Origin of the sequence: Pseudomonas sp. (genome assembly GCF_002796985.1) — a bacterium.
GTDB lineage: Bacteria > Pseudomonadota > Gammaproteobacteria > Pseudomonadales > Pseudomonadaceae > Pseudomonas.
This window is the reverse complement of sequence record NZ_PEKX01000022.1, coordinates 1-22,950: the sequence shown is the minus strand read 5'-3', so window position 1 is coordinate 22,950 and position 22,950 is coordinate 1. Positions and strand designations below refer to the sequence as shown.

The 22,950-nt window shown below is 59.5% G+C and carries 16 protein-coding genes and 1 pseudogene; 6 read left to right on the top strand and 11 right to left on the bottom strand.

Annotation, left to right across the window (positions count from 1 at the left end):
- Positions 1–12 precede the first annotated feature (12 nt).
- From atpB to rpmH, 11 genes are all read right to left on the bottom strand, one after another.
- The gene (atpB, locus tag CTR55_RS25285; RefSeq protein WP_296290429.1) at positions 13–882 is read right to left on the bottom strand and encodes a F0F1 ATP synthase subunit A; all 870 of its coding nucleotides are present in this window, start codon (positions 880–882) and stop codon (positions 13–15) included.
- A 16-nt stretch (positions 883–898) separates the two neighbouring features.
- On the bottom strand, positions 899–1,306 hold the full coding sequence (locus CTR55_RS25280) for a F0F1 ATP synthase subunit I (RefSeq protein ID WP_296290427.1): 408 nt from the start codon (positions 1,304–1,306) through the stop codon (positions 899–901).
- Positions 1,307–1,459: 153 nt separating this feature from the next.
- Complete coding sequence (locus CTR55_RS25275; protein WP_296290425.1) at positions 1,460–2,332, bottom strand: ParB/RepB/Spo0J family partition protein; 873 nt, start codon at positions 2,330–2,332, stop codon at positions 1,460–1,462.
- A 17-nt stretch (positions 2,333–2,349) separates the two neighbouring features.
- On the bottom strand, positions 2,350–3,138 hold the full coding sequence (locus tag CTR55_RS25270) for a ParA family protein (RefSeq protein ID WP_296290422.1): 789 nt from the start codon (positions 3,136–3,138) through the stop codon (positions 2,350–2,352).
- Between the two features lie 18 nt (positions 3,139–3,156).
- Complete coding sequence (gene rsmG / locus CTR55_RS25265; RefSeq protein WP_296290421.1) at positions 3,157–3,807, bottom strand: 16S rRNA (guanine(527)-N(7))-methyltransferase RsmG; 651 nt, start codon at positions 3,805–3,807, stop codon at positions 3,157–3,159.
- The gene (mnmG, locus tag CTR55_RS25260) at positions 3,807–5,699 is read right to left on the bottom strand and encodes a tRNA uridine-5-carboxymethylaminomethyl(34) synthesis enzyme MnmG (protein WP_296290419.1); all 1,893 of its coding nucleotides are present in this window, start codon (positions 5,697–5,699) and stop codon (positions 3,807–3,809) included. Before mnmG ends, rsmG begins: the two co-directional genes overlap by 1 nt.
- A 549-nt stretch (positions 5,700–6,248) precedes the next feature.
- Positions 6,249–7,616: a tRNA uridine-5-carboxymethylaminomethyl(34) synthesis GTPase MnmE gene (mnmE, locus tag CTR55_RS25255; protein WP_296290417.1), complete on the bottom strand. Its 1,368-nt coding sequence runs from the start codon at positions 7,614–7,616 to the stop codon at positions 6,249–6,251.
- Between the two features lie 106 nt (positions 7,617–7,722).
- Positions 7,723–9,471, bottom strand: a complete 1,749-nt coding sequence (gene yidC, locus CTR55_RS25250; protein WP_296290415.1) for a membrane protein insertase YidC — start codon at positions 9,469–9,471, stop codon at positions 7,723–7,725.
- Positions 9,472–9,473: 2 nt separating this feature from the next.
- Positions 9,474–9,722: a membrane protein insertion efficiency factor YidD gene (gene yidD / locus CTR55_RS25245; RefSeq protein ID WP_015479779.1), complete on the bottom strand. Its 249-nt coding sequence runs from the start codon at positions 9,720–9,722 to the stop codon at positions 9,474–9,476.
- Positions 9,715–10,122: a ribonuclease P protein component gene (gene rnpA / locus CTR55_RS25240; protein WP_296290413.1), complete on the bottom strand. Its 408-nt coding sequence runs from the start codon at positions 10,120–10,122 to the stop codon at positions 9,715–9,717. The genes yidD and rnpA overlap by 8 nt, the downstream gene beginning before the upstream one ends.
- Before the next feature lie 14 nt (positions 10,123–10,136).
- A complete protein-coding gene (gene rpmH / locus CTR55_RS25235) occupies positions 10,137–10,271 on the bottom strand; it encodes a 50S ribosomal protein L34 (RefSeq protein WP_003100258.1) in 135 nt (44 codons plus the stop codon).
- Between the two features lie 521 nt (positions 10,272–10,792).
- On the opposite strand from rpmH, the gene dnaA reads away from it, so the two are divergent.
- The 6 genes and pseudogenes from dnaA to CTR55_RS25205 all read left to right on the top strand — a co-directional run.
- On the top strand, positions 10,793–12,322 hold the full coding sequence (gene dnaA / locus CTR55_RS25230; protein WP_296290410.1) for a chromosomal replication initiator protein DnaA: 1,530 nt from the start codon (positions 10,793–10,795) through the stop codon (positions 12,320–12,322).
- A gap of 29 nt (positions 12,323–12,351) precedes the next feature.
- Positions 12,352–13,458, top strand: coding sequence for a DNA polymerase III subunit beta (dnaN, locus tag CTR55_RS25225; RefSeq protein WP_296290408.1), 1,107 nt, complete (start codon positions 12,352–12,354; stop codon positions 13,456–13,458).
- 9 nt (positions 13,459–13,467) lie between these two features.
- A pseudogene (gene recF / locus CTR55_RS25220) lies at positions 13,468–14,570 on the top strand (DNA replication/repair protein RecF).
- Between the two features lie 3 nt (positions 14,571–14,573).
- Entirely contained in the window at positions 14,574–16,991 is a 2,418-nt protein-coding gene (gene gyrB, locus CTR55_RS25215; protein ID WP_296290407.1) for a DNA topoisomerase (ATP-hydrolyzing) subunit B, read from the top strand.
- 201 nt (positions 16,992–17,192) lie between these two features.
- Positions 17,193–22,076, top strand: a complete 4,884-nt coding sequence (locus tag CTR55_RS25210) for a type ISP restriction/modification enzyme (RefSeq protein ID WP_296290405.1) — start codon at positions 17,193–17,195, stop codon at positions 22,074–22,076.
- 46 nt (positions 22,077–22,122) lie between these two features.
- Positions 22,123–22,950 (top strand): DUF262 domain-containing protein (locus CTR55_RS25205; RefSeq protein ID WP_296290403.1); only part of this gene is annotated, 828 nt, incomplete at its 3' end.

Below are 22,950 nucleotides of genomic sequence, written 5' to 3'. Positions count from 1 at the left end.
AGAATCTTTGGATCAGTGGCTGTCTTCGTGGGCCATCGACAGGTAGACGATGGTCAGCATCATGAAGATGAAGGCCTGCAGGGTGATGATCAGGATGTGGAACACGGCCCACGCCCAGTTCAGCACAACGCCCATGCCGCCCAGCCAGAGGATGCCGGAACCGAACATCACGGCGATCAGGATGAAGATCAGCTCGCCGGCGTACATGTTGCCGAACAGACGCAGTGCCAGGGATACCGGCTTGGCGATCAAGGTCACGAACTCCAGCAGGAAGTTCACCGGGATCAGGATGATCTGAACCACGACGTTCTTGCTGTTGAACGGGTGCAGGGTCAGTTCGCCGAGGAAGCCGCCGATGCCCTTGACCTTGATGCTGTAGAAGATGATCAGCGCGAACACCGCGATCGACATGCCGAAGGTGGCATTCGGGTCGGTGGTGGCCACGGCGCGGAAGAACAGGTGCTCGTTACCGGTGACTGCCTGAGCCGCCAGCGGCAGGAAGTCCACGGGCACCAGGTCGATCAGGTTCATCAGGAAGATCCAGACGAACACGGTCAACGCCAGCGGCGCGATGAGCGGGTTACGGCCGTGGAAGGTGTCCTTCACGCTGCCGTCGACGAACTCCACCATCACTTCGACGAAGTTCTGCAGGCCGCCAGGTTGACCGCTGGTAGCCTTCTTGGCTGCCATGCGGAAGATAAGGATGAACACCAGGCCGAGGAATACGGACCAACCCAGGGTGTCAACGTGGAACGCCCAAAAGCCCATTTCCTTGGCTTGTTCGGCGGAGTGGGCGAACCCCCAGGAACCATCTGGCAGACGACCCAGGGTCAGGTTCTGCAAGTGGTGCTGGATGTAACCCGAAGCGCTTTCTGCTGCCATGTTTGCCTCAATCGCTCTAAGGTCTTGTAAATGTGTTTCGCATCAGCAGGGGTGCAAACCAGCTGACCGCGAGGGTCAGCAGGTAGAGGCCGAACAGCGCCAGAGGCGCCAGCGGCTTCACACCTGCGAACGTCAGTGCGAAGAGCACTGCCGTCAAAATCAGTTTTCCCGCCTCACCGGCATAAAACGACCGGACTATCAGCTGGGCGGAACGGGCGCCGCTGTAACGGAACGCCTTGCGAGCAAAGTACAGATTCGGCAACCACGCAATCAGGCCTCCGAGCAATCCGGAATAACCTGCCACCGATCCCCGGGCAAACCACAGGGTTGCGGCGCCGACAAGCAACACCACCAGTTGGACGAGCAACAGGCTAAACGCCGGTTGTCGATGGAAGGGCAAACGATTGGGCTTGCGGTGTTCCATCTCTAGCTCACAGTCCTCTGGTGCCGGCTTCACAAATCAACAACTTGGCATACTTTGTGCCGACAAAATTGCGCGCAGAGTATAGGGGGCCGCGGGCCCCCCATTCAACTGTCAGGTAGTGATTTCCGACGTGCCCTACATACTACGTTCGTATCAACGTATGTGCGCGAGCACGCCCTGAAGCTCATCGAGGGAGTTGTAGCGGATCACCAACTGCCCTTTGCCCTTCTGTCCATGGCGAATCTGCACCGGAGCGCCCAGGCGCTCGGCCAGGCGCTGTTCCAGGCGGCTGATGTCCGGGTCGGTCCTGACCGTTTTGACAGGTTCCGCCGGGGCGTTGAGCCACTGGCGCACCAGTGCTTCGGTCTGACGCACGGTGAAGCCGCGTGCGACAACATGTCGCGCACCTTCGACCTGTCGATTCTCGGGCAATCCGAGCAGGGCGCGGGCATGGCCCATTTCCAGGTCGCCGTGGGACAGCAGGGTCTTGATCTCTTCCGGGAGGGCGATCAGGCGCAGCAGGTTGGCCACGGTCACCCGGGATTTGCCCACGGCGTCGGCGACCTGTTGCTGGGTCAGCTGGAATTCCTGCTGCAGTCGCTGCAGTGCTGCGGCTTCCTCGATGGGATTGAGGTCTTCGCGCTGGATGTTCTCGATCAGCGCCATGGCGATGGCGGCTTCATCCGGCACCTCACGGACCATGGCCGGGATCTTGTCCAGGCCGGCCTGCTGGCTCGCGCGCCAGCGGCGCTCACCGGCGATGATCTCGTAGCGGCCCTTGTCGATGGGGCGTACCACGATGGGCTGCATCACGCCCTGGACCTTGATCGACTGAGCAAGTTCTTCCAGGGCCTGTGGGTCCATGTCGCGACGGGGCTGGTACTTGCCACGCTGGATCAGATCCAGCGGCAGGTGTTGCAGCTCCTTGCTGTCCACCTGAACGGCTTCTTCCTGCAGCGTAGCGGCGCTGGAGCCACTGAGCAGGGCGTCCAGTCCGCGTCCGAGCCCTCGTTTCTTGGCGGCCATGCGGGTTCCTTAATCTCTTAGGCGGGGGCGGTGGTACGGGCGGCGCGCTGACGGCGCACCAGCTCGCCAGCCAACGCCAGATAGGCGAGGGCACCGCGGGATTGCTTGTCGTAGACCAGCGCCGGCATGCCGAAGCTGGGTGCCTCGGCCAGTCGCACGTTGCGCGGGATCACGGTGGTGTAGAGCTTGTCGCCGAAGTGTTCCTGCAGCTGCGCGCTGACATCGTTGGTCAGGCTGATGCGCGGGTCGTACATGGTACGCAGCAGGCCTTCGATCTTCAGCGCCGGGTTCAGCCGCTCGGCGATGCGCTGGATGCTGTCCATCAGATCGGTCAGGCCTTCCAGTGCGTAGTACTCGCACTGCATCGGAATGATCACGCCGTCTGCGGCAGACAGGGCGTTGACCGTGAGCATCGACAACGACGGAGGGCAATCGATGAGGATGAAGTCGTAGTTTTCCCGGATCGGCGCCAGCGCATGGCGCAGGCGGTGCTCCTTCATGTCCATCTCCAGCAGCACCACTTCCGCCGCGGTAAGGTCGCGGTTGGCGGGCAGCAGCTGGTAGCCGCCGTGCTCGGAGAACTGCATAGCCTGGGCCAGGTCGCTTTCGCCGGTGAGCACATCGTAAATGGAATGATCCAGCGACAACTTATCCACACCACTGCCGGTGGTGGCGTTGCCCTGTGGATCGAGGTCGATCAGCAGCACGCGTCGCTTGGTGGCGACCAGCGATGCGGCGAGGTTGATACAGGTCGTGGTCTTGCCGACGCCGCCCTTCTGGTTGGCGATCGCGAATACCTTAGCCATGGTTTTCCCCACTCCCCGTCATGCAGTGCGGCGCAGTATCAGCAGATGGCGCTGGCCTTGGCAACCCGGTACCGCCAGAGCGCATTCGGCTTCGACCCGGAAATCTTCCGGGAGTGCCGCGAGCTCGTCGCTGGGGTGTACGCCTTTCATGGCCAGCCAGTTGGTCTGGGCATCGCCGAGGTGGCGTGTCCAGTTCGTGAAGTCTTCGAGGCTGCTGAAAGCTCGGGAGACGATGCCGTTGAACGGCAGCTCGGGCTGGAAGGCTTCCACCCGGCTGTGGATAACCTGCAGGTTGTCGAGCTTGAGCTCCAGCTTCACCTGGGTGAGAAAGCGAGTTTTCTTGCCATTGCTGTCGAGCAGGGTCAGGGACTTGCCGGGGAACAGGATGGCCAGCGGAATACCGGGCATCCCGCCGCCGCTGCCGACGTCCAGCCAACGCTCGCCGCCGGCGGCTTCGAATGGCGGGACGATGCTCAGGCTGTCGAGCAGATGACGGGAGACCATTTCATCCACATCGCGCACGGCGGTGAGGTTGTAGGCCTTGTTCCACTTGGCCAGCAGAGCCAGGTAATCCAGCAGGCGCTGCTGAGTAGCTTTGTCGATATCCAGGCCGAGCGTCTGGATGCCACGCGAGAGTGCTTCGGCGTGGCGGGCAGTGACCAGGGACATCAGGCGCTCTGCTCCAGCTGACGACCGGATGAGCGTTTCTTCAGGTGGATCAGCAACAAGGAGATCGCCGCCGGGGTCACACCCGGAATGCGGCCGGCCTGACCGAGGGTTTCCGGTCGGGCGTTGCCCAGCTTCAGCTGGATCTCCTTGGACAGCCCGGAGATGGACGGGTAGTCGATATCCACAGGCAGTCGGGTGTCTTCGCTGGCGCGCAGGCGAGCGATCTCTTCCTGCTGGCGATCAATGTAGCCGGCGTACTTGGTGCGGATCTCCACTTGCTCGGCGACCTGCGGGTCTTCCGCGCCTGCACCGGTCACTTCGGCCAGGCTGACGTAGTCGATTTCTGGGCGAGCCAGCAGATTCAGAAGGTTGTATTCGTGAGCCAGCGGAGTGCCGAAGCGCTCGGCAATGGCATCGCCCTGCGGCGTGTTGGGACGAACCCAGGTGCTCTTCAGCCGTTGCTCTTCATGCTCGATGCCTTCGCGCTTGGCTTCGAAGACCGCCCAGCGCTCATCATCGATCAGGCCCAGTTCGCGGCCTTTCTCGGTCAGGCGCAGGTCCGCGTTGTCCTCGCGCAGGATCAGCCGATATTCGGCGCGCGACGTGAACATGCGGTACGGCTCCTGGGTGCCGAGGGTGATCAGGTCGTCAACCAGTACGCCGATGTAGGCCTCGTCACGACGCGGGCACCAGCTGTCACGGCCCTGCGAACGCAGCGCAGCGTTGGCACCAGCGAGCAGACCCTGGGCACCCGCCTCTTCGTAGCCGGTAGTGCCGTTGATCTGGCCTGCGAAGAACAGGCCACCGATGACCTTGGTCTCCAGGCTGTACTTCAGGTCGCGCGGGTCGAAGTAGTCGTACTCGATGGCATAGCCCGGGCGAACGATGTGCGCATTCTCCATGCCGCGGATCGAGCGGACGATATCCAGCTGGACATCGAAGGGCAGCGAAGTGGAAATGCCGTTCGGATACAGCTCATGGGTGGTGAGGCCTTCGGGTTCGAGGAAGACCTGATGGCTGTCCTTGTCGGCGAAGCGATGGATCTTGTCTTCAATCGACGGGCAGTAGCGGGGGCCGACCCCTTCGATCACGCCCGAGTACATGGGCGATCGGTCGAGGTTGGCCGCGATGATCTCGTGGGTGCGCGAATTGGTGTGAGTAATCCAGCAGCTCACCTGGCGCGGATGCATCTCCTTGGAACCAAGGAAGGACATGACCGGAATGGGGGTATCCCCTGGTTGCTCGGTCATCACACTGAAATCGACGCTGCGGCCATCGATGCGCGGCGGGGTGCCGGTCTTCAGGCGGCCAACGCGCAGCGGCAGTTCGCGCAGGCGGCGGGCCAGCGCGATCGAAGGCGGATCACCGGCGCGACCACCGGAGTAGTTCTCCAGGCCTATGTGGATAAGTCCGCCGAGGAACGTACCTGCAGTGAGGACAACGTTATCGGCATGGATCTTCAGGCCCATCTGGGTCACCACGCCGCGCACCTGGTCCTGTTCGACGATCAGGTCATCACAGGCCTGCTGGAATATCCACAGGTTCGGCTGGTTCTCCAGGATCTCGCGCACGGCGGCCTTGTAGAGGACGCGGTCTGCCTGGGCTCGAGTCGCACGGACTGCAGGGCCCTTGCGGCTGTTCAACACGCGGAACTGGATGCCGCCTTTATCGGTGGCCAGTGCCATGGCACCACCCAGCGCATCGATTTCCTTGACCAGATGGCTTTTGCCGATCCCACCGATGGCGGGGTTGCAGCTCATCTGGCCAAGGGTTTCCACATTGTGGGTGAGCAGCAGCGTCTTCACGCCCATGCGTGCGGCCGCTAGTGCGGCCTCTGTGCCGGCATGGCCGCCGCCGATCACGATCACGTCAAAACGGGAAGGGAAATCCACCACGCACCTCGTGCCTGTTGATCAAGGAGAAAGAAGAGAGCCGGACAGTATAGGGGCTAAGGGCTTTCGATTGAAGGCGTCTGGACAAAAAGTAGCCAGTCGGTTCTGTCGGCCTCTAATAGAAAAATAAAAGAGAGGAATCTTTTTAAATCTTTTTAAAGATAGTGATTATGTATGGTGAGGCCGTTTTCTGTGGATAACCTCCCCCAGGCCGTGCACAGCTTATGTTTCAGCGCCTAACAACTCTGTGTCGATTCTGTAGGGTGACGGGGGATCTCCGGTGTTCAGCCTGTGGATTAAGCATGATGTTATCAACAGGCGGGTTTATACACAGACTGATGCAAGGCTTGTTAACGTAACTGTACGCTACTTTTCCACAGAGTTAAATTTGTCCTGTGGAATACGCCATTGGTGCTCTGAAAGCCGCGTACGATGGGAGTTCTGCTGGGTTATTGGCTGTGGATAGCCTATCCGGAGAGAAATCCAGGGCAGCACAAGGCGCGATGACGGAGGGGAGCCGTCACCGGTGAGGAAAAGCCGCTTTGTGGATTATTTGCCGATGCAGAAGCTGGAGAAAATGCGCCCCAGTAGGTCGTCCGGCGTAAAGGCACCGGTAATCTCGCCCAGGGCCTGCTGGGCCTGACGGAGGTCTTCCGCCAGCAGTTCGCCTGCGCCACTCTGGGTGAGCTGTGCGCGGCCGTGCTCGAGGCTGTCGCCAGCTTGGCGCAACGCCTCCAGGTGCCGGCGGCGGGCGCTGAAGCTACTCTCCGCGGTCTGCTCGAAGCCCATGCAAGCCTTCAGGTGTTCACGTAGCAGCTCCAGACCGTTGCCCGAGCGGGCGGACAAGGTGAGGGTGACGTGGCCATCGGCGCTCTCTTCGAGGCCGATGCTTTCTGTGGATAAATCCGCCTTGTTGCGAATCAGCGTCACGTGCGCCGGGTCCGGCCGGCTGTCGAGAAACTCCGGCCACAACGCAAAGGGATCGCTAGCTTCCGGTGCGGTGGAGTCGACCACCAGCAGCACGCGGTCCGCTTCGCTGATGGCCTTCAGCGCGCGTTCCACGCCGATCTTTTCCACATGGTCATCGGTGCTGCGCAGGCCGGCGGTGTCGATGATGTGCAGAGGCATGCCGTCGATGTGGATATGTTCGCGCAGCACGTCGCGGGTGGTGCCGGCGATATCGGTGACGATGGCCGCTTCGCGTCCCGCCAGGGCATTCAGCAGGCTGGATTTACCGGCATTGGGGCGTCCGGCGATCACCACCGTCATGCCATCGCGCAGCAGCGCGCCCTGGCCGGCTTCGCGCAGTACCGCGGCCAGTTCGGCGCGCACTGCGTCGAGCTGGGAGAGGACGTGGCCATCCGCGAGAAAGTCGATTTCCTCTTCCGGGAAGTCGATGGCGGCTTCGACGTACATGCGCAGGCCGATCAGTTGGTCGGTCAAGCTGTGCACGCGCCGGGAAAACTCGCCCTGCAGGGAGCGCACGGCGTTGCGCGCGGCCTGGGCCGAGCTGGCTTCGATCAGATCAGCAATGGCCTCGGCCTGAGCCAGGTCGAGTTTATCGTTGAGGAAGGCGCGCTCGCTGAACTCGCCAGGGCGGGCCTGGCGCGCACCCAACTCCAGGCAGCGTCGCAGGAGCATGTCCATCACTACCGGGCCGCCGTGGCCCTGCAGCTCGAGCACGTCTTCACCGGTGAAGGAGTTCGGGCCAGGAAAGTACAGCAGCAGGCCCTCGTCGATGACATCACCGTCATCAGCATGGAATGGCCCGTAGTGCGCGTAACGTGGTTGGGGCTCACGGCCGCTCAGGGTGATGGCCATGGCGCGAGCGCGGGGACCGGAGACGCGGACGATGCCGACCCCACCACGGCCCTGGGCGGTGGCGACGGCGGCGATGGTTTCACGGGCTGCATTCATGTCGGCGGTCTCGCGGCTGTTCGGGTGGCACTCTGGAAAACTCAGTTATCCACATAGCAAAACGCCCCACGAGGGGGCGTCTTGTCGATCGGTGGCGAGCGCGATATCAGGCAGAAGCCTTCTTCGCTGCCGCTTCGATCCTGCGGGTAATGTACCACTGCTGTGCGATGGACAGGCAGTTGTTCACAACCCAGTACAGGACCAGACCCGCCGGGAACCACAGGAAGAAGAAGGTGAAGATGATTGGCATCAGCTTCATCACCTTGGCCTGCATGGGGTCCGGCGGAGTTGGGTTGAGCATCTGCTGAACCAGCATGGTCGCGCCCATGATGATTGGCAGGATGAAGAACGGATCCTTCACCGACAGGTCGACGATCCAGCCCAGCCAAGGGGCCTGGCGCATCTCGACGCTTTCCAGAAGTACCCAGTACAGCGAGAGGAAGACCGGCATCTGCACCAGGATCGGCAGGCAGCCGCCCAGCGGATTGATCTTCTCTTTCTTGTACAGCTCCATCATTGCCTGGGACATCTTCTGGCGATCGTCGCCATGCTGTTCCTTCAGGGCAGCCAGTTTCGGCGACACGGCGCGCATGCGAGCCATGGAGCGGTAGCTGGCGGCGGACAGCGGGAAGAAGGCCAGTTTGATGACGATGGTCAGGAAGATGATCGACCAGCCCCAGTTACCCACGAGGTTGTGGATATGTTGCAGCAGCCAGAAGATCGGCTGAGCGATGAACCACAGCGGGCCGTAGTCAACGGTCAGTTCCAGACCCGGGGAGAGTTCCTTCAGGTACGCCTGCAGTTTCGGGCCGGCGTACAGGGTCATGCTGGTTTCGCCCTTGGCACCCGGTGCGACGGTCAGGTTCGGACCGGTGTAGCCGACGATGTAGTTGCCCTGGGCGTCCTTGCGGGTCACCACGTTGTGGGTATCGCCCTTGGCGGGAACCCAGGCGGTGACGAAGTAGTGTTGCAACCAGGCTACCCAGCCACCCTGGACGGTTTCCTTGAATTGCTCCTTGTCCATGTCCTTCATGGACACCTTCACGTAGGGCTTTTCAGGGGTCCAGACCGCAGCGCCGAGGTAGGTCGATACGCCGGTAGCCGTGGTGGAGGAGGGATCGACGCTGGCATCACGCTTGAGCTGGGCGAACAGCGAGGCGCTCCACGGTTTGTCGCTCTGGTTGTCGATCAGGTAGCTCACGCCGACCTGATAGGCATTGGGGTTGATGCACTCGAGCTTCTTCTGTGCCTTTTCCTTCTCGGTGCAGTCGCCTTTCAGGCCGCGGTGGAAGGTGAAGCGCTTGATGTAGCTGACGCCGTCCTGTGCATAAGTCAGGTCGACAACCATCTGGTCCTGGCCGTCAGCCAGTTCGTAGGCCGACTTCGCCGAAGCGTAGAGTGGACGACCGCTGGCGGCAGCATCCGGGCCGTTGGCACCGGTCAGGCCGCTCTGGGCCAGGTAGGTGCGCTGGTTGTCACGCTCGAACAGCGGGAATGGCACGTCCGGGCGGTCCTGGCGCAGCGGGTACTGAGTCAGGCCGAGCTTGATCACGTCGCCGCCGCGCGGGTCGATGGTCACGTCCAGGACATCGGTCTTCACGCGGATCAGCTGTTCGCTGGCCGCTGCTGGCTTCTGCTCGTTGGGCAGGCCGGCTTGGGCATTCTGCGTGGTCGGTACGTCAGCGTTGGCCGCATTGCCGGCGGGCACGGATGTGTCCGGCAGGCCTTCAGTCTGATTGAAGGTCGCGGACTGCGCCGGCAGTTCGGGCTGGCCGTAGTCCTTGTTCCACTGGAGAACCAGCGCATAGGACACGATTGCCAGGGCGACGAATAGGATTGAACGTTTGATGTCCATGGTTACTCGGCCGTCGAGGAAGGGGCGGGCTTGGAAGGGTCTGGCGGTACCGGATCGTAGCCACCGGGATGCCAGGGGTGGCAGCGGCCAAGGCGACGAGCGGCCAGCCAACCACCACGCAGGAAGCCATGGGTTTCAATGGCTTCCTGCGCGTAGCAGGAACAGCTGGGGTAGAAACGACAGTGCCTGCCCATCATGGGACTGATGGCGTAGCGGTAAAACTGGATCAGTAGTAGCGCCAGTCTACGCATGGGAACTGTCGGTCACTCCCGGAGATTCTGTCGAAGGTTCCGGGCTGGGCCGATTACGCAACAGGCGTTTCCAGAGTTTACCGAACTGCTGGTGCAGCTCTTCGTTCTCCAGATCGCCGAGGCCCTTGCGCGCGATTACCACGATGTCCAGGCCAGCCAGCTTTTGCTGGTTATGGCGGAAGGATTCGCGGAGAAGGCGTTTGAGGCGATTGCGCTCGACGGCGAGCTTGACGTTCTTCTTACCGATCACCAGCCCTAAGCGGGGATGATCAAGACCGTTTTCGCGCGCCAGCAGCAGGATGTGCTTGCCGGGAACCTTGGAGGTGGGGGAGTCGAAGACCGCTGTGAAGTGCCGGGCTGTCAGAAGACGTTTTTCCCGGCTGAAATCTTGACTCGCCACCTGTGTCAGACAAATCAGACAGTCAGACGCTTACGGCCCTTGGCGCGACGACGCGACAGAACCTGACGACCATTCTTGGTGGCCATGCGAGCGCGGAAGCCGTGGACGCGAGCGCGCTTGAGGGTGCTGGGTTGGAAAGTACGTTTCATGATTCGGTACCTGGGTTTGACGACATGAGGTCGCAGCGACCCCGTTTAAAGAGACCGGCGATTCTAGAGAAATCAGAGGGTCAGGTCAATTTCCAACCAGGCCTGAATACAAAATCAATATAAAGGGAGGAAATCTCTTTTTCTAAAGATTGAAGCAGTGATTGTGTTTAGGCAGGCCTCTGCCTGTGGATAACTAATCGGAGGCATAGGGATAAGCGGGTTTCAACGAATGATAACCCTGTCGGGAAGGCGTGGGTGTCTTGTGCGGAGGCGGTTGGAAAGCTGGGTATGGAATGTAGTTTTTTCCACAGGGATTTTTTCCACAGAACCATCAACCGTGTCATCCCCCGCCTCATCAAGCTGTTATCCACAAGGTTCAGGTCACGTCTAACCGACCGCCGGTAAAATCATTAACGCCTTGATTTTGCTTGCATCCCGGCATGCTTAACTGTGGATAAGTTGCTCTGGCGGGGATACAATAGGCGTCTGTTTCGCTTTGCGACTTCTTTTGGGGGATATCCGTGTCCGTGGAACTTTGGCAGCAGTGCGTGGAGCTTCTGCGCGACGAGCTGCCGTCCCAGCAATTCAACACCTGGATTCGACCGCTGCAGGTTGAGGCCGAAGGTGAGGAACTGCGCGTCTATGCACCCAACCGCTTCGTACTCGACTGGGTCAACGAAAAGTACATGGGCCGCATGCTCGAGCTGTTGAGCGAGCGTGGTAACGGCCAGATCCCGGCAATCTCGTTGTTGATTGGCAGCCGCCGCAGTCGCACACCACGACCGGCTCTGGTGCCGACACCGCAAGTGACCGTGCAGGCAGCTCCCGTTGCGGCCGTAGCCGCAACCGTTGTTGCTGCGGCGCCAGCGGCTCTGGTCATGCCCGAACCGCAGGTGGTTCAGGCGGCTCCTGTGCAGTCCATCGCGGATCTCGATGAATCGAGCCCAGGCATCGATCCGCTTGCGGCTGCGATGCCTGCCACCGCGGTGCGTACTGAACGCAACGTGCAGGTAGAAGGTGCGCTGAAGCACACCAGTTATCTCAACCGTACTTTCACCTTCGAGAACTTCGTTGAAGGCAAGTCCAACCAGCTGGCCCGCGCGGCGGCCTGGCAGGTGGCAGACAACCTCAAGCACGGCTACAACCCGCTCTTCCTTTATGGCGGCGTCGGTCTGGGTAAGACCCACCTGATGCACGCTGTGGGTAACCATCTGCTGAAGAAGAATCCGAACGCCAAGGTCGTGTACCTGCATTCGGAGCGATTCGTCGCGGACATGGTCAAAGCCCTCCAACTGAATGCCATCAATGAGTTCAAGCGTTTCTACCGTTCGGTCGACGCGCTGCTGATTGACGATATCCAGTTCTTCGCCCGCAAGGAGCGTTCCCAGGAAGAGTTCTTCCACACCTTCAACGCCCTTCTTGAAGGTGGCCAGCAGGTCATCCTGACCAGCGACCGCTACCCGAAGGAAATCGAAGGTCTGGAAGAGCGCCTGAAGTCGCGCTTCGGCTGGGGTCTGACGGTGGCCGTGGAGCCGCCGGAGCTGGAAACCCGCGTGGCGATCCTGATGAAGAAGGCCGAGCAGGCCAAGGTCGAGTTGCCGCACGACGCCGCGTTCTTCATCGCCCAGCGTATTCGCTCCAACGTGCGTGAGCTGGAAGGTGCGCTCAAGCGCGTTATCGCCCACTCCCACTTCATGGGCCGGCCGATCACCATCGAGCTGATCCGTGAGTCGCTGAAGGACCTGCTGGCCCTGCAGGACAAGCTGGTCAGCATCGACAACATCCAGCGCACCGTCGCCGAGTACTACAAGATCAAGATCGCCGACCTGTTGTCGAAGCGCCGCTCGCGCTCGGTAGCACGTCCTCGTCAGGTGGCCATGGCACTCTCCAAGGAGCTGACCAACCACAGCCTGCCGGAGATCGGCGTGGCCTTCGGCGGTCGGGATCACACCACGGTGCTGCACGCCTGTCGTAAGATCGCTCAACTCAAGGAATCCGACGCGGATATCCGCGAGGACTACAAGAACCTGCTGCGTACTCTGACCACCTGACGCAGCCTCACGAGGCAAGGGACTAGACCATGCATTTCACTATTCAACGCGAAGCTCTGTTGAAACCCCTGCAACTGGTCGCTGGCGTTGTCGAGCGCCGCCAGACGCTGCCGGTTCTTTCCAACGTCCTGCTGGTCGTCGAAGGCCAGCAACTGTCGCTGACCGGCACCGACCTGGAAGTCGAGCTGGTAGGTCGCGTCACCCTGGAAGACGCTGCTGAGCCGGGTGAAATCACCGTGCCGGCGCGCAAGCTGATGGATATCTGCAAGAGCCTGCCCAGCGATGCCGTGATCGACATCCGCGTCGACGAGCAGAAGCTCCTGGTGAAAGCCGGCCGCAGCCGCTTCACCCTCTCCACCCTGCCGGCCAATGACTTCCCCACTGTGGAAGAAGGCCCCGGTTCGCTGACCTTCAGCCTGGTGCAGAGCAAGCTGCGTCGGCTGATCGACCGCACCAGCTTCGCCATGGCCCAGCAAGACGTTCGCTATTATCTCAATGGCATGCTGCTGGAAGTGGGCGGCGGCACACTTCGCGCCGTTGCGACCGATGGTCACCGTCTGGCCATGTGCTCGTTGAGCAATGGTGTGCCGGAGGCTCAGGATCGCCACCAGGTGATCGTGCCGCGTAAAGGCATCCTCGAACTGGCTCGCCTGCTCACCGAGCAGGACGGCGAAGTGTCCATCGTCCTCGGCCAGCATCACATCCGTGCGACCACCGGCGAGTTCACCTTCACCTCCAAGCTGGTGGACGGCAAGTTCCCGGATTACGAGCGCGTACTGCCCAAGGGGGGCGACAAGCTGGTGATTGGGGATCGCCAGGTACTGCGTGAAGCCTTCAGCCGTACCGCGATCCTGTCCAACGAGAAGTACCGCGGCATTCGCCTGCAACTCTCCAACGGCCTCCTGAAAATCCAGGCAAACAACCCGGAGCAGGAAGAGGCGGAAGAAGAAGTACAGGTCGATTACAACGGGGGCAACCTGGAAATCGGCTTCAACGTTAGCTATCTGTTGGACGTGCTGGGCGTCATGGGGACCGAACAGGTGCGCATGATTCTCTCCGACTCCAACAGTAGTGCTCTGGTGCAGGAAGCAGGCAACGACGATTCCGCCTATGTCGTCATGCCGATGCGCCTCTGACGCGTATCGATGTCCCTTACCCGCCTTTCGGTCACCGCGGTGCGCAATCTGCACCCGGTGACCTTCTCCCCCTCCCCCCGCATCAACATCCTCTACGGCGAAAATGGCAGCGGCAAGACCAGCGTGCTGGAAGCCATCTACCTGCTCGGCCTCGCCCGCTCCTTCCGCAGCATGCGCCTGCAACCTGTCATCCAGTACGAAGAGCCGGCCTGCACGGTTTTCGGACAGGTGCGCCTGGGCAACGGCTTCGATAGCAGCCTTGGGGTTTCACGAGATCGCCAGGGTGAGTTCCAGATTCGTATCGACGGGCAGAATGCGCGCAGTGCTGCGCAGTTAGCTGAGACGTTGCCCCTGCAGCTGATCAATCCGGACAGTTTTCGTTTGCTGGAAGGTGCACCGAAAATTCGCCGTCAGTTTCTCGATTGGGGAGTGTTCCACGTGGAACAACGCTTCATGGTCGCCTGGCAAAGACTGCAGAAGGCCCTGAGGCAGCGGAACTCGTGGCTGCGACATGGTAAACTGGACGGTGCTTCTCAAGCTGCGTGGGACCGTGAATTGTGCGCAGCGAGCGACGAAATCGACACATATCGGCGGTCCTATATTCAGGCTCTCAAGCCCCAGTTCGAGCGGACCCTGGCCGAGCTGATCCAGATCGATGACCTGACGCTCAGCTACTACCGGGGCTGGGACAAGGAACGCGACCTGAGTGAAGTGCTGTCTTCCAGTCTGCTGCGCGATCAGCAGATCGGACACACCCAGGCAGGACCGCAACGGGCGGATCTGAGGATTCGTCTGGGTGGGCACAATGCCGCGGAGATTCTTTCCCGCGGCCAACAGAAACTGGTGGTCTGCGCTTTGCGGATCGCCCAGGGGCACTTGATCAACCAGGCCAAGCGCGGGCAATGCGTCTACCTGGTGGATGACCTCCCCTCCGAATTGGATGAGAAGCATCGGTTGTCGTTGTGCCGACTTCTCGAAGATCTGGGTTGCCAGGTATTTATCACCTGCGTCGACCCACACTTATTGAAAGACGGCTGGCAAACGGAAACGCCGGTGTCGATGTTCCACGTGGAACATGGGCGCGTCTCTCAGGACACTACCATCGGGAGTGAATAATGAGCGAGAACACCTACGACTCTTCCAGTATCAAGGTACTGAAGGGGCTGGATGCCGTACGTAAGCGTCCGGGCATGTACATCGGGGATACCGACGACGGCACCGGCCTGCACCACATGGTCTTCGAGGTCGTGGATAACTCGATCGACGAAGCGCTGGCGGGCTATTGCAGCGAAATCAGCATCACCATTCACACCGATGAATCCATCACCGTACGCGACAACGGTCGCGGTATTCCGGTGGATATCCACAAGGAAGAAGGGGTTTCCGCGGCCGAGGTCATCATGACCGTCCTCCACGCTGGCGGTAAATTCGACGACAACAGCTACAAGGTTTCCGGCGGCCTGCACGGTGTAGGTGTGTCGGTAGTGAACGCCCTCTCCCATGAGCTGCGCCTGACCATCCGCCGTGAAGGCAAGGTCTGGGAGCAGGTCTATCACCACGGTGTTCCGCAGTTCGCGCTGCGCCCAGTGGGTGATACCGAAGGTTCGGGTACCGAGGTGCACTTCAAGCCCTCCCCGGATACCTTCCGCAACATTCACTTCAGCTGGGACATCCTGGCCAAGCGAATCCGCGAGCTTTCCTTCCTGAACTCCGGTGTCGGCATCGTCCTGCGCGACGAGCGTGCCGGCAAGGAAGAACTATTCAAGTATGAGGGTGGTCTGCGCGCCTTCGTCGAGTACCTGAACACCAACAAGACGGCGGTTAACCAGGTCTTTCACTTCAATTGCCAGCGTGAAGAAGACGGCGTCGGCGTCGAAGTTGCCCTGCAGTGGAACGACAGCTTCAACGAGAACATCCTCTGCTTCACCAACAACATTCCTCAGCGTGACGGTGGTACCCACCTGGCGGGCTTCCGCTCTGCCCTCACTCGCCACCTGAACAACTACATCGAGCAGGAAGGCCTGGCGAAGAAGTTCAAGATCGCCACCACCGGCGACGACGCCCGTGAAGGTCTGACCGCAATCATTTCGGTGAAGGTGCCGGACCCGAAGTTCAGCTCGCAGACCAAGGACAAGCTGGTTTCCTCGGAGGTGAAGACCGCCGTGGAACAGGAGATGGGCAAGTACTTCGCCGACTTCCTGCTGGAGAACCCGAACGAAGCCAAGGCCGTGGTCGGCAAGATGATCGATGCCGCCCGTGCCCGTGAGGCCGCGCGCAAGGCTCGTGAAATGACTCGCCGTAAGGGCGCGCTGGACATCGCCGGCCTGCCGGGCAAACTCGCCGACTGCCAGGAGAAGGACCCCGCCCTCTCCGAACTCTACATCGTGGAAGGTGACTCCGCGGGCGGTTCTGCGAAGCAGGGCCGTAACCGCAGGACCCAGGCGATCCTGCCGCTCAAGGGCAAGATCCTCAACGTCGAGAAAGCTCGCTTCGACAAGATGCTCTCGTCCCAGGAGGTCGGCACGCTGATCACCGCGCTGGGCTGCGGCATCGGTCGCGAGGAATACAACATCGACAAGCTGCGCTACCACAACATCATCATCATGACCGATGCTGACGTCGACGGTTCGCACATCCGTACTCTACTGCTGACGTTCTTCTTCCGTCAGCTGCCGGAACTGGTCGAGCGCGGTTACATCTACATCGCCCAGCCGCCGCTGTACAAGGTCAAGAAGGGCAAGCAGGAGCAGTACATCAAGGACGACGTGGCCATGGAAGAGTACATGACCCAATCGGCCCTCGAAGATGCCAGCGTACACGTCAACGAAGGCGCTCCGGGCCTGTCCGGTGAAGCGCTGGAGAAACTGGTCAACGAGTACCGTGGCGTCATGCGTACCCTTGCCCGCTTGTCCCGCCTCTACCCGCAGGACCTGACCGAACACTTCATCTATCTGCCGCGCATCGAGGCCGAGAAGCTGGGTGACGAGGCCACCATGCAAGCCTGGGTCGAACAGTTCCAGGCGCGCCTGAAGGCTGTCGAGAAGTCCGGCCTGACCTACAAGGTCAGCCTGCGTGAAGACCGCGAGCGCCACCTCTGGCTGCCCGAAGTCGAGATGGTCGCCCACGGCCTGTCGAACTACGTCACCTTCAACCGCGACTTCTTCGCCAGCAACGACTACCGCGCGGTCACCGATCTCGGTGCCAAGCTGAACAGCTTGTTGGAAGAAGGCGCCTACGTGCAGAAGGGCGAGCGCAAAAAGCCCGTCAGCAGCTTCAAGGAAGCCCTGGACTGGCTGATGACCGAAGGCACCAAGCGGCACAGCATCCAGCGATACAAAGGCCTGGGCGAGATGAACCCGGACCAGCTGTGGGAAACCACCATGGACCCGGCTGTGCGCCGCATGCTGAAGGTGACCATCGAGGATGCCATCGCTGCCGACCAGCTGTTCAACACCCTGATGGGCGATGCCGTGGAGCCGCGCCGCGACTTCATCGAAAGCAACGCCCTGGCAGTGTCCAACCTGGACGTCTGATCCGGGATGGAGGTGGGCAAAGTTATTTGCCCATTCGGCCAAAGTTAAGTGGTTCGGCCAAAGTTAGTGGCCACAGACAAACCCCAGTAGATCTCGTATCTGCTGGGGTTTTCTTTTGGCTGCTCATAAAGACGCCTATTGATAGACTGGAGAAATTTAGCGCTAGAGATATGCGCTAGCAGTAATCAAAAGGAATTCCTCGTGACCGCCCTCTCCTCCCTGCTCGACATCTATCGCGCTGCTTCAGCTTCTGAGCGTGAAAAAGGCACCTACTTCGAAGAGCTGATCTGCGCCTACCTGCGTAACGAAGCCACCTACCGTGACCTGTACGACAAGGTGTGGATGTACGCTGATTGGGCCAAGGAGCAGGGGCTGGACGGTCGCGACACTGGTATCGACCTGGTGGCGCGCACCCAGGGCACCGGCGAGTACCACGCCATCCAGTGCAAGCTGTATGCCGAGGACTACCGCGTGCAGAAGAAGGACATCGATAGCTTCTTCACCGCCTCGGGCAAGGCGCCGTTCTCGCACCGCATCATCGTTGCCACCACCAATAACTGGAGCGAGCACGCCGAAGACGCTTTGCAGGGCCAGCAGCTTTCGATCAACAAGATTGACCTGCAAGCCCTGGAAGACAGTCAGATCGACTGGGCCAAATACCAACCCAATCAGGCTGTTTCTTTCAAGGCCCGCAAGCAGCTTCGGGATCACCAGAAAACCGCTTTGAATGCTGTTGCAGCAGGCCTCAAAGAGGCCGAGCGCGGCAAGCTGATCATGGCTTGTGGCACCGGCAAGACCTTTACCAGCCTGAAAATTGCCGAGCAGCAGGCTGGCAAGGGCAAGCGAGTGTTGTTCCTGGTGCCCAGCCTGTCGTTGCTATCGCAGACCCTGACCGAATGGACGCAGGAAAGTGAAACCCCGCTCCACAGCTTCGCCGTGTGCTCCGACAGCGACGTAGGCAAGAAGCGCAAGGCCGATGAGGATACCCCGCAGGTCTTCGCTCACGAACTGCGCTACCCAGCGACTACCAAGGCAGATCGCCTCGCGGCGGAAATGCTCAAGCGTCACGATGCCGAGCACATGAGCGTGGTGTTCTCCACCTACCACTCCATCGACGTGATCAGCCGCGCCCAGCACGAACATGGCCTTGCAGCATTTGATCTGATCATCTGCGACGAAGCCCACCGCACTACCGGCGCCACCTTTGACGACGATGACGAAAGCACCTTCGTGCGCGTTCACGACGCCGATTACATCCGCGCTGCCAAACGCCTGTACATGACCGCTACGCCACGTATCTACGGTGACAGTGCCAAGGTTAAGGCCGAATCCGGCGAAGTCACCCTCTGCTCGATGGATGACGAAGCGCTATATGGCAAAGAACTGTTCGTCATCAACTTCTCCGAAGCAGTTCAGCGTGGCCTGCTCACCGACTACAAGGTGCTGGTACTCACCGTCGAAGAGAGCGCCATCAGTCGCCGTCTCCAAGACTTACTGAAGGACGAAGACAACCAGCTCAAAGTGGACGACGCCGCCAAGATCGTCGGATGCTGGAAGGCGCTGGCCAAGCAAGGCCTACACGAGCAGCTCATTGGCGATGATGAGCCAATGAAGCGCGCCGTGGCCTTCTGCCAGGTCATCTCGCCCAACTACAAGGGCACCAAGCACAAAGTCAGCTCCATCAACATCGCCAGCATGTTCCAGTCGGTGGTGGAGGCTTACCAGGAGTCTGAGGAAATCGAGGAAGCCTCGCGTCTGATCTGCGAGGCTGAACATGTCGATGGCGGAATGAATGCCAGCCAGAAGGAAGCCAAGCTCAACTGGCTGAAGGAGGAAGCTCCGGCCCACACCTGCCGCATCCTCAGCAACGTGCGCTGCCTGTCCGAGGGCGTGGACGTGCCGGCGCTGGATGCCGTGCTCTTCCTCACCCCCCGCAACTCCCAGGTGGACGTAGTGCAGTCCGTAGGCCGGGTGATGCGCAACGCACCGGGTAAGAAGCGCGGCTATGTCGTGCTTCCCGTGGTGATCCCTGCCGGCATGGAGCCTCACGAAGCCCTCAACGACAACCAGACCTACAAGGTGGTTTGGCAGGTACTCCAGGCACTGCGCTCGCACGACGATAGCTTCGATGCCATGGTTAACAAGCTCGACCTGATCGGCTCAGACCCGCGCAAGATGGAAGTCATCGCCATCACCGACAAAGCTGAGAAGAAGGCAAAGAAATCCAGCGGCACCAGTAACGGTAAGGCCGGCAAAGGCCAGTACGGCATTGGCGAGAAGCGCGCGAAATATGATGCCGAAGGCCAGATGACTCAGCAGGCCGAGCTGACCTACGAAGTGGGTGAAATCGAGAAGGCCATCTACGCCAAGATCGTCGACAAGTGTGGCAACCGCCACCACTGGGAAGACTGGGCCAATGATATCGCCAAGATCGCCCGTACCCACATCGACCGTATCCAGGGCATCCTAGAGAACCCGGCCAACACTCAGGAAAAAGCCGCCTTTAACGCTTTTGCCGCCGAGCTGCGTGACGACCTCAACGACAGCATCAGCGATGGCGAGATTGTTGAAATGCTCGCCCAGCACTTGGTAACCAAGCCGGTGTTCGATGCGCTGTTCGACGAGTACAGCTTTGCCAGCCACAACCCTATGTCCAAGGCCATGCAAGGCGTACTAGACGCGCTTCACGAACACCACCTGGCCAAAGAAGCCGATACCCTGGAGAAGTTCTACGCCAGTGTGCGTCAACGCGCTGCCGGTATTAACAACGCCCAGGGCAAGCAGAAGATCATCGTCGAGCTATACGACAAGTTCTTCCGCAACGCCTTCCCCAAGATGACCGAGCGCTTGGGCATCGTTTACACCCCAGTCGAGGTGGTGGATTTCATCCTTCACAGCGTCAACCACCTGCTGCAACAGGAGTTCGGTCAAACCCTGGGCAGCAAAGGCGTCCACATCATTGATCCCTTCACCGGCACCGGAACTTTCATCACCCGCCTGATCCAGTCGGGCCTGATTAAGCCAGACGAGCTGCCGCACAAATACCGGCACGAGATTCACGCCAACGAGCTGGTACTGCTCGCTTACTACATCGCGGCCATCAATATCGAAGCGGCCTACCATGGCGAAGTGATCGACGAGTACACCCCGTTTGAAGGTATCTGCCTGACTGACACCTTCCAGATGTACGAGAAGGACGACCTGGTAGACGCGCTGCTGGAGGACAACAGCGCTAGGCGTAAGCGCCAGAAGGAGCTAGATATTCGGGTGATTGTGGGCAATCCGCCGTATTCGGCTGGCCAGACGAGTGCTAACGATAACAACGCCAATATTCAGTACCCAACGCTTGATGGGCGCATTCGTACTACCTATGCGGCTGGCTCAAAAGCAACTCTCAAAAACGCCCTGTATGACAGCTATATCCGTGCGATTCGCTGGGCCAGTGACCGTATTGGTGATGCTGGCATCATCGGCTTTGTTACCAACGCGGGCTTTGTGGAGGCCAATACCGCAGATGGTTTGCGCAAGTGCCTTGTAGATGAATTTTCCAGTCTTTATGTGTTCCATCTTCGTGGCAACCAGCGTACCAGTGGCGAAACCTCTCGGAAGGAAGGCGGCAAGATTTTCGGCAGCGGCAGCCGTGCTCCTATTGCTATTTCGTTGCTGGTCAAGAATCCCGATGCACAGACTCACGGCCAGATTTACTTTTACGACATTGGCGACTATTTGAGTCGAGAGGAAAAGCTGGAGAAAATTGCAGCCTTTACCAATGTGGCCGGCATCGCGCAGTGGCAGCAGATTACCCCAGATGAGCATGGCGACTGGCTCAAACAGAGGGACGACAGCTTAGCTCTGCACATTGTGTTGGGGGCCAAGAATGACGCTAGTGAAATTGCTCTTTTCGAGAATTACTCAAATGGCGTGAAAACAAATCGTGATGCTTGGGTATATAACGCATCTAAAAGTTCGCTTATCAATACTGTTGACGAAATGATCACGTTTTACAACAGCGAAGTGGATCGTTACAGGATGGCTTGTGCGGACTTGAAGAAGCAAGAATGGCCTGAGCCAGATGATTTTCTGGATTTTAATTCAACAAAGATAAGTTGGACTCGTGAAGTTAAGCAAGACCTGGTTCGGCAGAAGCGGGGCATATTCCGACCTGAAGGCGTTGTAAAATCTTATTATCGGCCATTCCTTAAAAGCTGGATGTATTTTGATAGGCAATTTAATAACTGCGTATATCAAATGCCAAAAATATTCCCGAATGCGGGGATTGAGAACTTTATAATAACTCTAGGAAGTGGCGGAGAAGGCCCTAGTTCGCCGCCTTTAATTGTGAATCAGATTTTTAGTCTTCAACCAAATCATGGTACGCAATGTTTTCCCCTATACCTTTACGACGAAGTTGCTCAAGCCTCAAAAGACGACCTGTTTGCCGAGCCGGTTGAAGGAGGTTTACGCCGCCGCGATGCCATCACCGATGCCGGCTTGGCCCACTTCCAGGCTGCCTACCCCGGCGAGCAGTTCAGCAAGGAAGACTTGTTTTACTACGTCTACGGCATCCTCCATTCGCCGGACTACCGCGAACGCTTTGCCGACAATCTGAGCAAGGAGCTACCGCGCGTTCCAGCGGTGAAGAATGCCGCTGACTTCTGGGCTTTCAGCAAAGCTGGCCGCGCCCTGGCCGACCTCCACTTGAACTACGAAACCGTCGAGCCGTACCCGCTGACCATCGAGGCCAAGGGCGCGCTTACCGATGCCGACTACCGTGTAGAGAAGATGAAGTTCGCCAAGAAGGGCGACAAGACCACCGTCATCTACAACCATCGCATCACCCTCAAGGGCATCCCCGAGGCGGCCTGGGACTACGTGGTCAACGGTAAGGCCGCGCTGGACTGGGTTATGGAGCGCCAAGCGGTGCGCACCGATAAAGCCAGCGGCATCGTCAACGACGCCAACGACTGGGCCGTCGAAACCATGGGGAATCCCAAGTACCCGCTTGAGCTGTTCCAGCGCGTGGTCACCGTCAGCCTGGAGACTCAAAAAATCGTCAGGGCGCTGCCTGCTCTCGACATCGGCTAGGACAACTGACGCTACTGATTATTGAAACGCAGATAAGGAATTCAGCATGCAACCCAGCAAAGCTACGGTAACTAGCCTATTCAGCACACCGCATCAGTATCAGATCCCGATTTTTCAAAGGGGTTATGTCTGGACGCTGGAGAAGCAGGTCGGCCCTCTGTGGATTGACATCCAAGACCGAGCAGATGCTGTGCTGGAGCAACAAGCGCTGGCATCAACCGGGACTACTGCGGCACTGAAGCCATTACAGAAGCACTTTTTGGGCTCCATTGTGATGACGCCGGTGCCGAACAGCTTTGGCAGAGTGCCTGCCTTTGAAGTGATCGATGGCCAGCAGCGCTCCACCACGTTGCAACTCTTGCTGCTCGCCTTTCGCCACGCTGCGCGTGAGCTGATAGAAAACCCCATACCGCAAATGCTCGATGCTTTGGTGCGAAACCCAGGCCCTTACCAGCGCGAAGAAGACCATTACAAGGTCTGGCCAACTCAGGCGGGGCAAGACGAGATGCGCCGCCTGAGTGACGCTGCTACTAGCATCAAAGACATATGTGCCATGTATCCGGCACGAGATGGCCGCACAAAGCTTGAGCGGCCTTTGATGGTGCAGACTTACCTTTACCTCTACCACGCTTGTCTCGCCTACATGCGGGGTATCGATCTCTCCGATGTCGTAGACCCTGCTGCTGACCCTACCTTTGGAGATGCGCTGATAGCGGATATCCGTCGCAATAACGAAGTATCGCCACTGCAACCCCACATGCAGCTGGAGCCGGAGCGTGCTCAAGCGCTCTACATGGCTTTGTCCAACCATGTGAATCGCCCCGGATTCCCTAGACACTTTCCAGGCTCAGTAAATGTCGCTTCTCAAACTCTA

Excerpts from the sequence above, each read along its gene's own strand:
- gyrB (WP_296290407.1), top strand. The coding sequence starts at position 14,574 with ATGAGCGAGAACACCTACGACTCTTCCAGTATCAAGGTACTGAAGGGG.
- CTR55_RS25275 (WP_296290425.1), bottom strand. The coding sequence starts at position 2,332 with ATGGCCGCCAAGAAACGAGGGCTCGGACGCGGACTGGACGCCCTGCTC.
- rsmG (WP_296290421.1), bottom strand. The coding sequence starts at position 3,807 with ATGTCCCTGGTCACTGCCCGCCACGCCGAAGCACTCTCGCGTGGCATC.
- mnmE (WP_296290417.1), bottom strand. The coding sequence starts at position 7,616 with ATGAATGCAGCCCGTGAAACCATCGCCGCCGTCGCCACCGCCCAGGGC.
- yidD (WP_015479779.1), bottom strand. The coding sequence starts at position 9,722 with ATGCGTAGACTGGCGCTACTACTGATCCAGTTTTACCGCTACGCCATC.
- rpmH (WP_003100258.1), bottom strand. The coding sequence starts at position 10,271 with ATGAAACGTACTTTCCAACCCAGCACCCTCAAGCGCGCTCGCGTCCAC.
- CTR55_RS25270 (WP_296290422.1), bottom strand. The coding sequence starts at position 3,138 with ATGGCTAAGGTATTCGCGATCGCCAACCAGAAGGGCGGCGTCGGCAAG.
- yidC (WP_296290415.1), bottom strand. The coding sequence starts at position 9,471 with ATGGACATCAAACGTTCAATCCTATTCGTCGCCCTGGCAATCGTGTCC.
- CTR55_RS25280 (WP_296290427.1), bottom strand. The coding sequence starts at position 1,306 with ATGGAACACCGCAAGCCCAATCGTTTGCCCTTCCATCGACAACCGGCG.
- dnaN (WP_296290408.1), top strand. The coding sequence starts at position 12,352 with ATGCATTTCACTATTCAACGCGAAGCTCTGTTGAAACCCCTGCAACTG.
- atpB (WP_296290429.1), bottom strand. The coding sequence starts at position 882 with ATGGCAGCAGAAAGCGCTTCGGGTTACATCCAGCACCACTTGCAGAAC.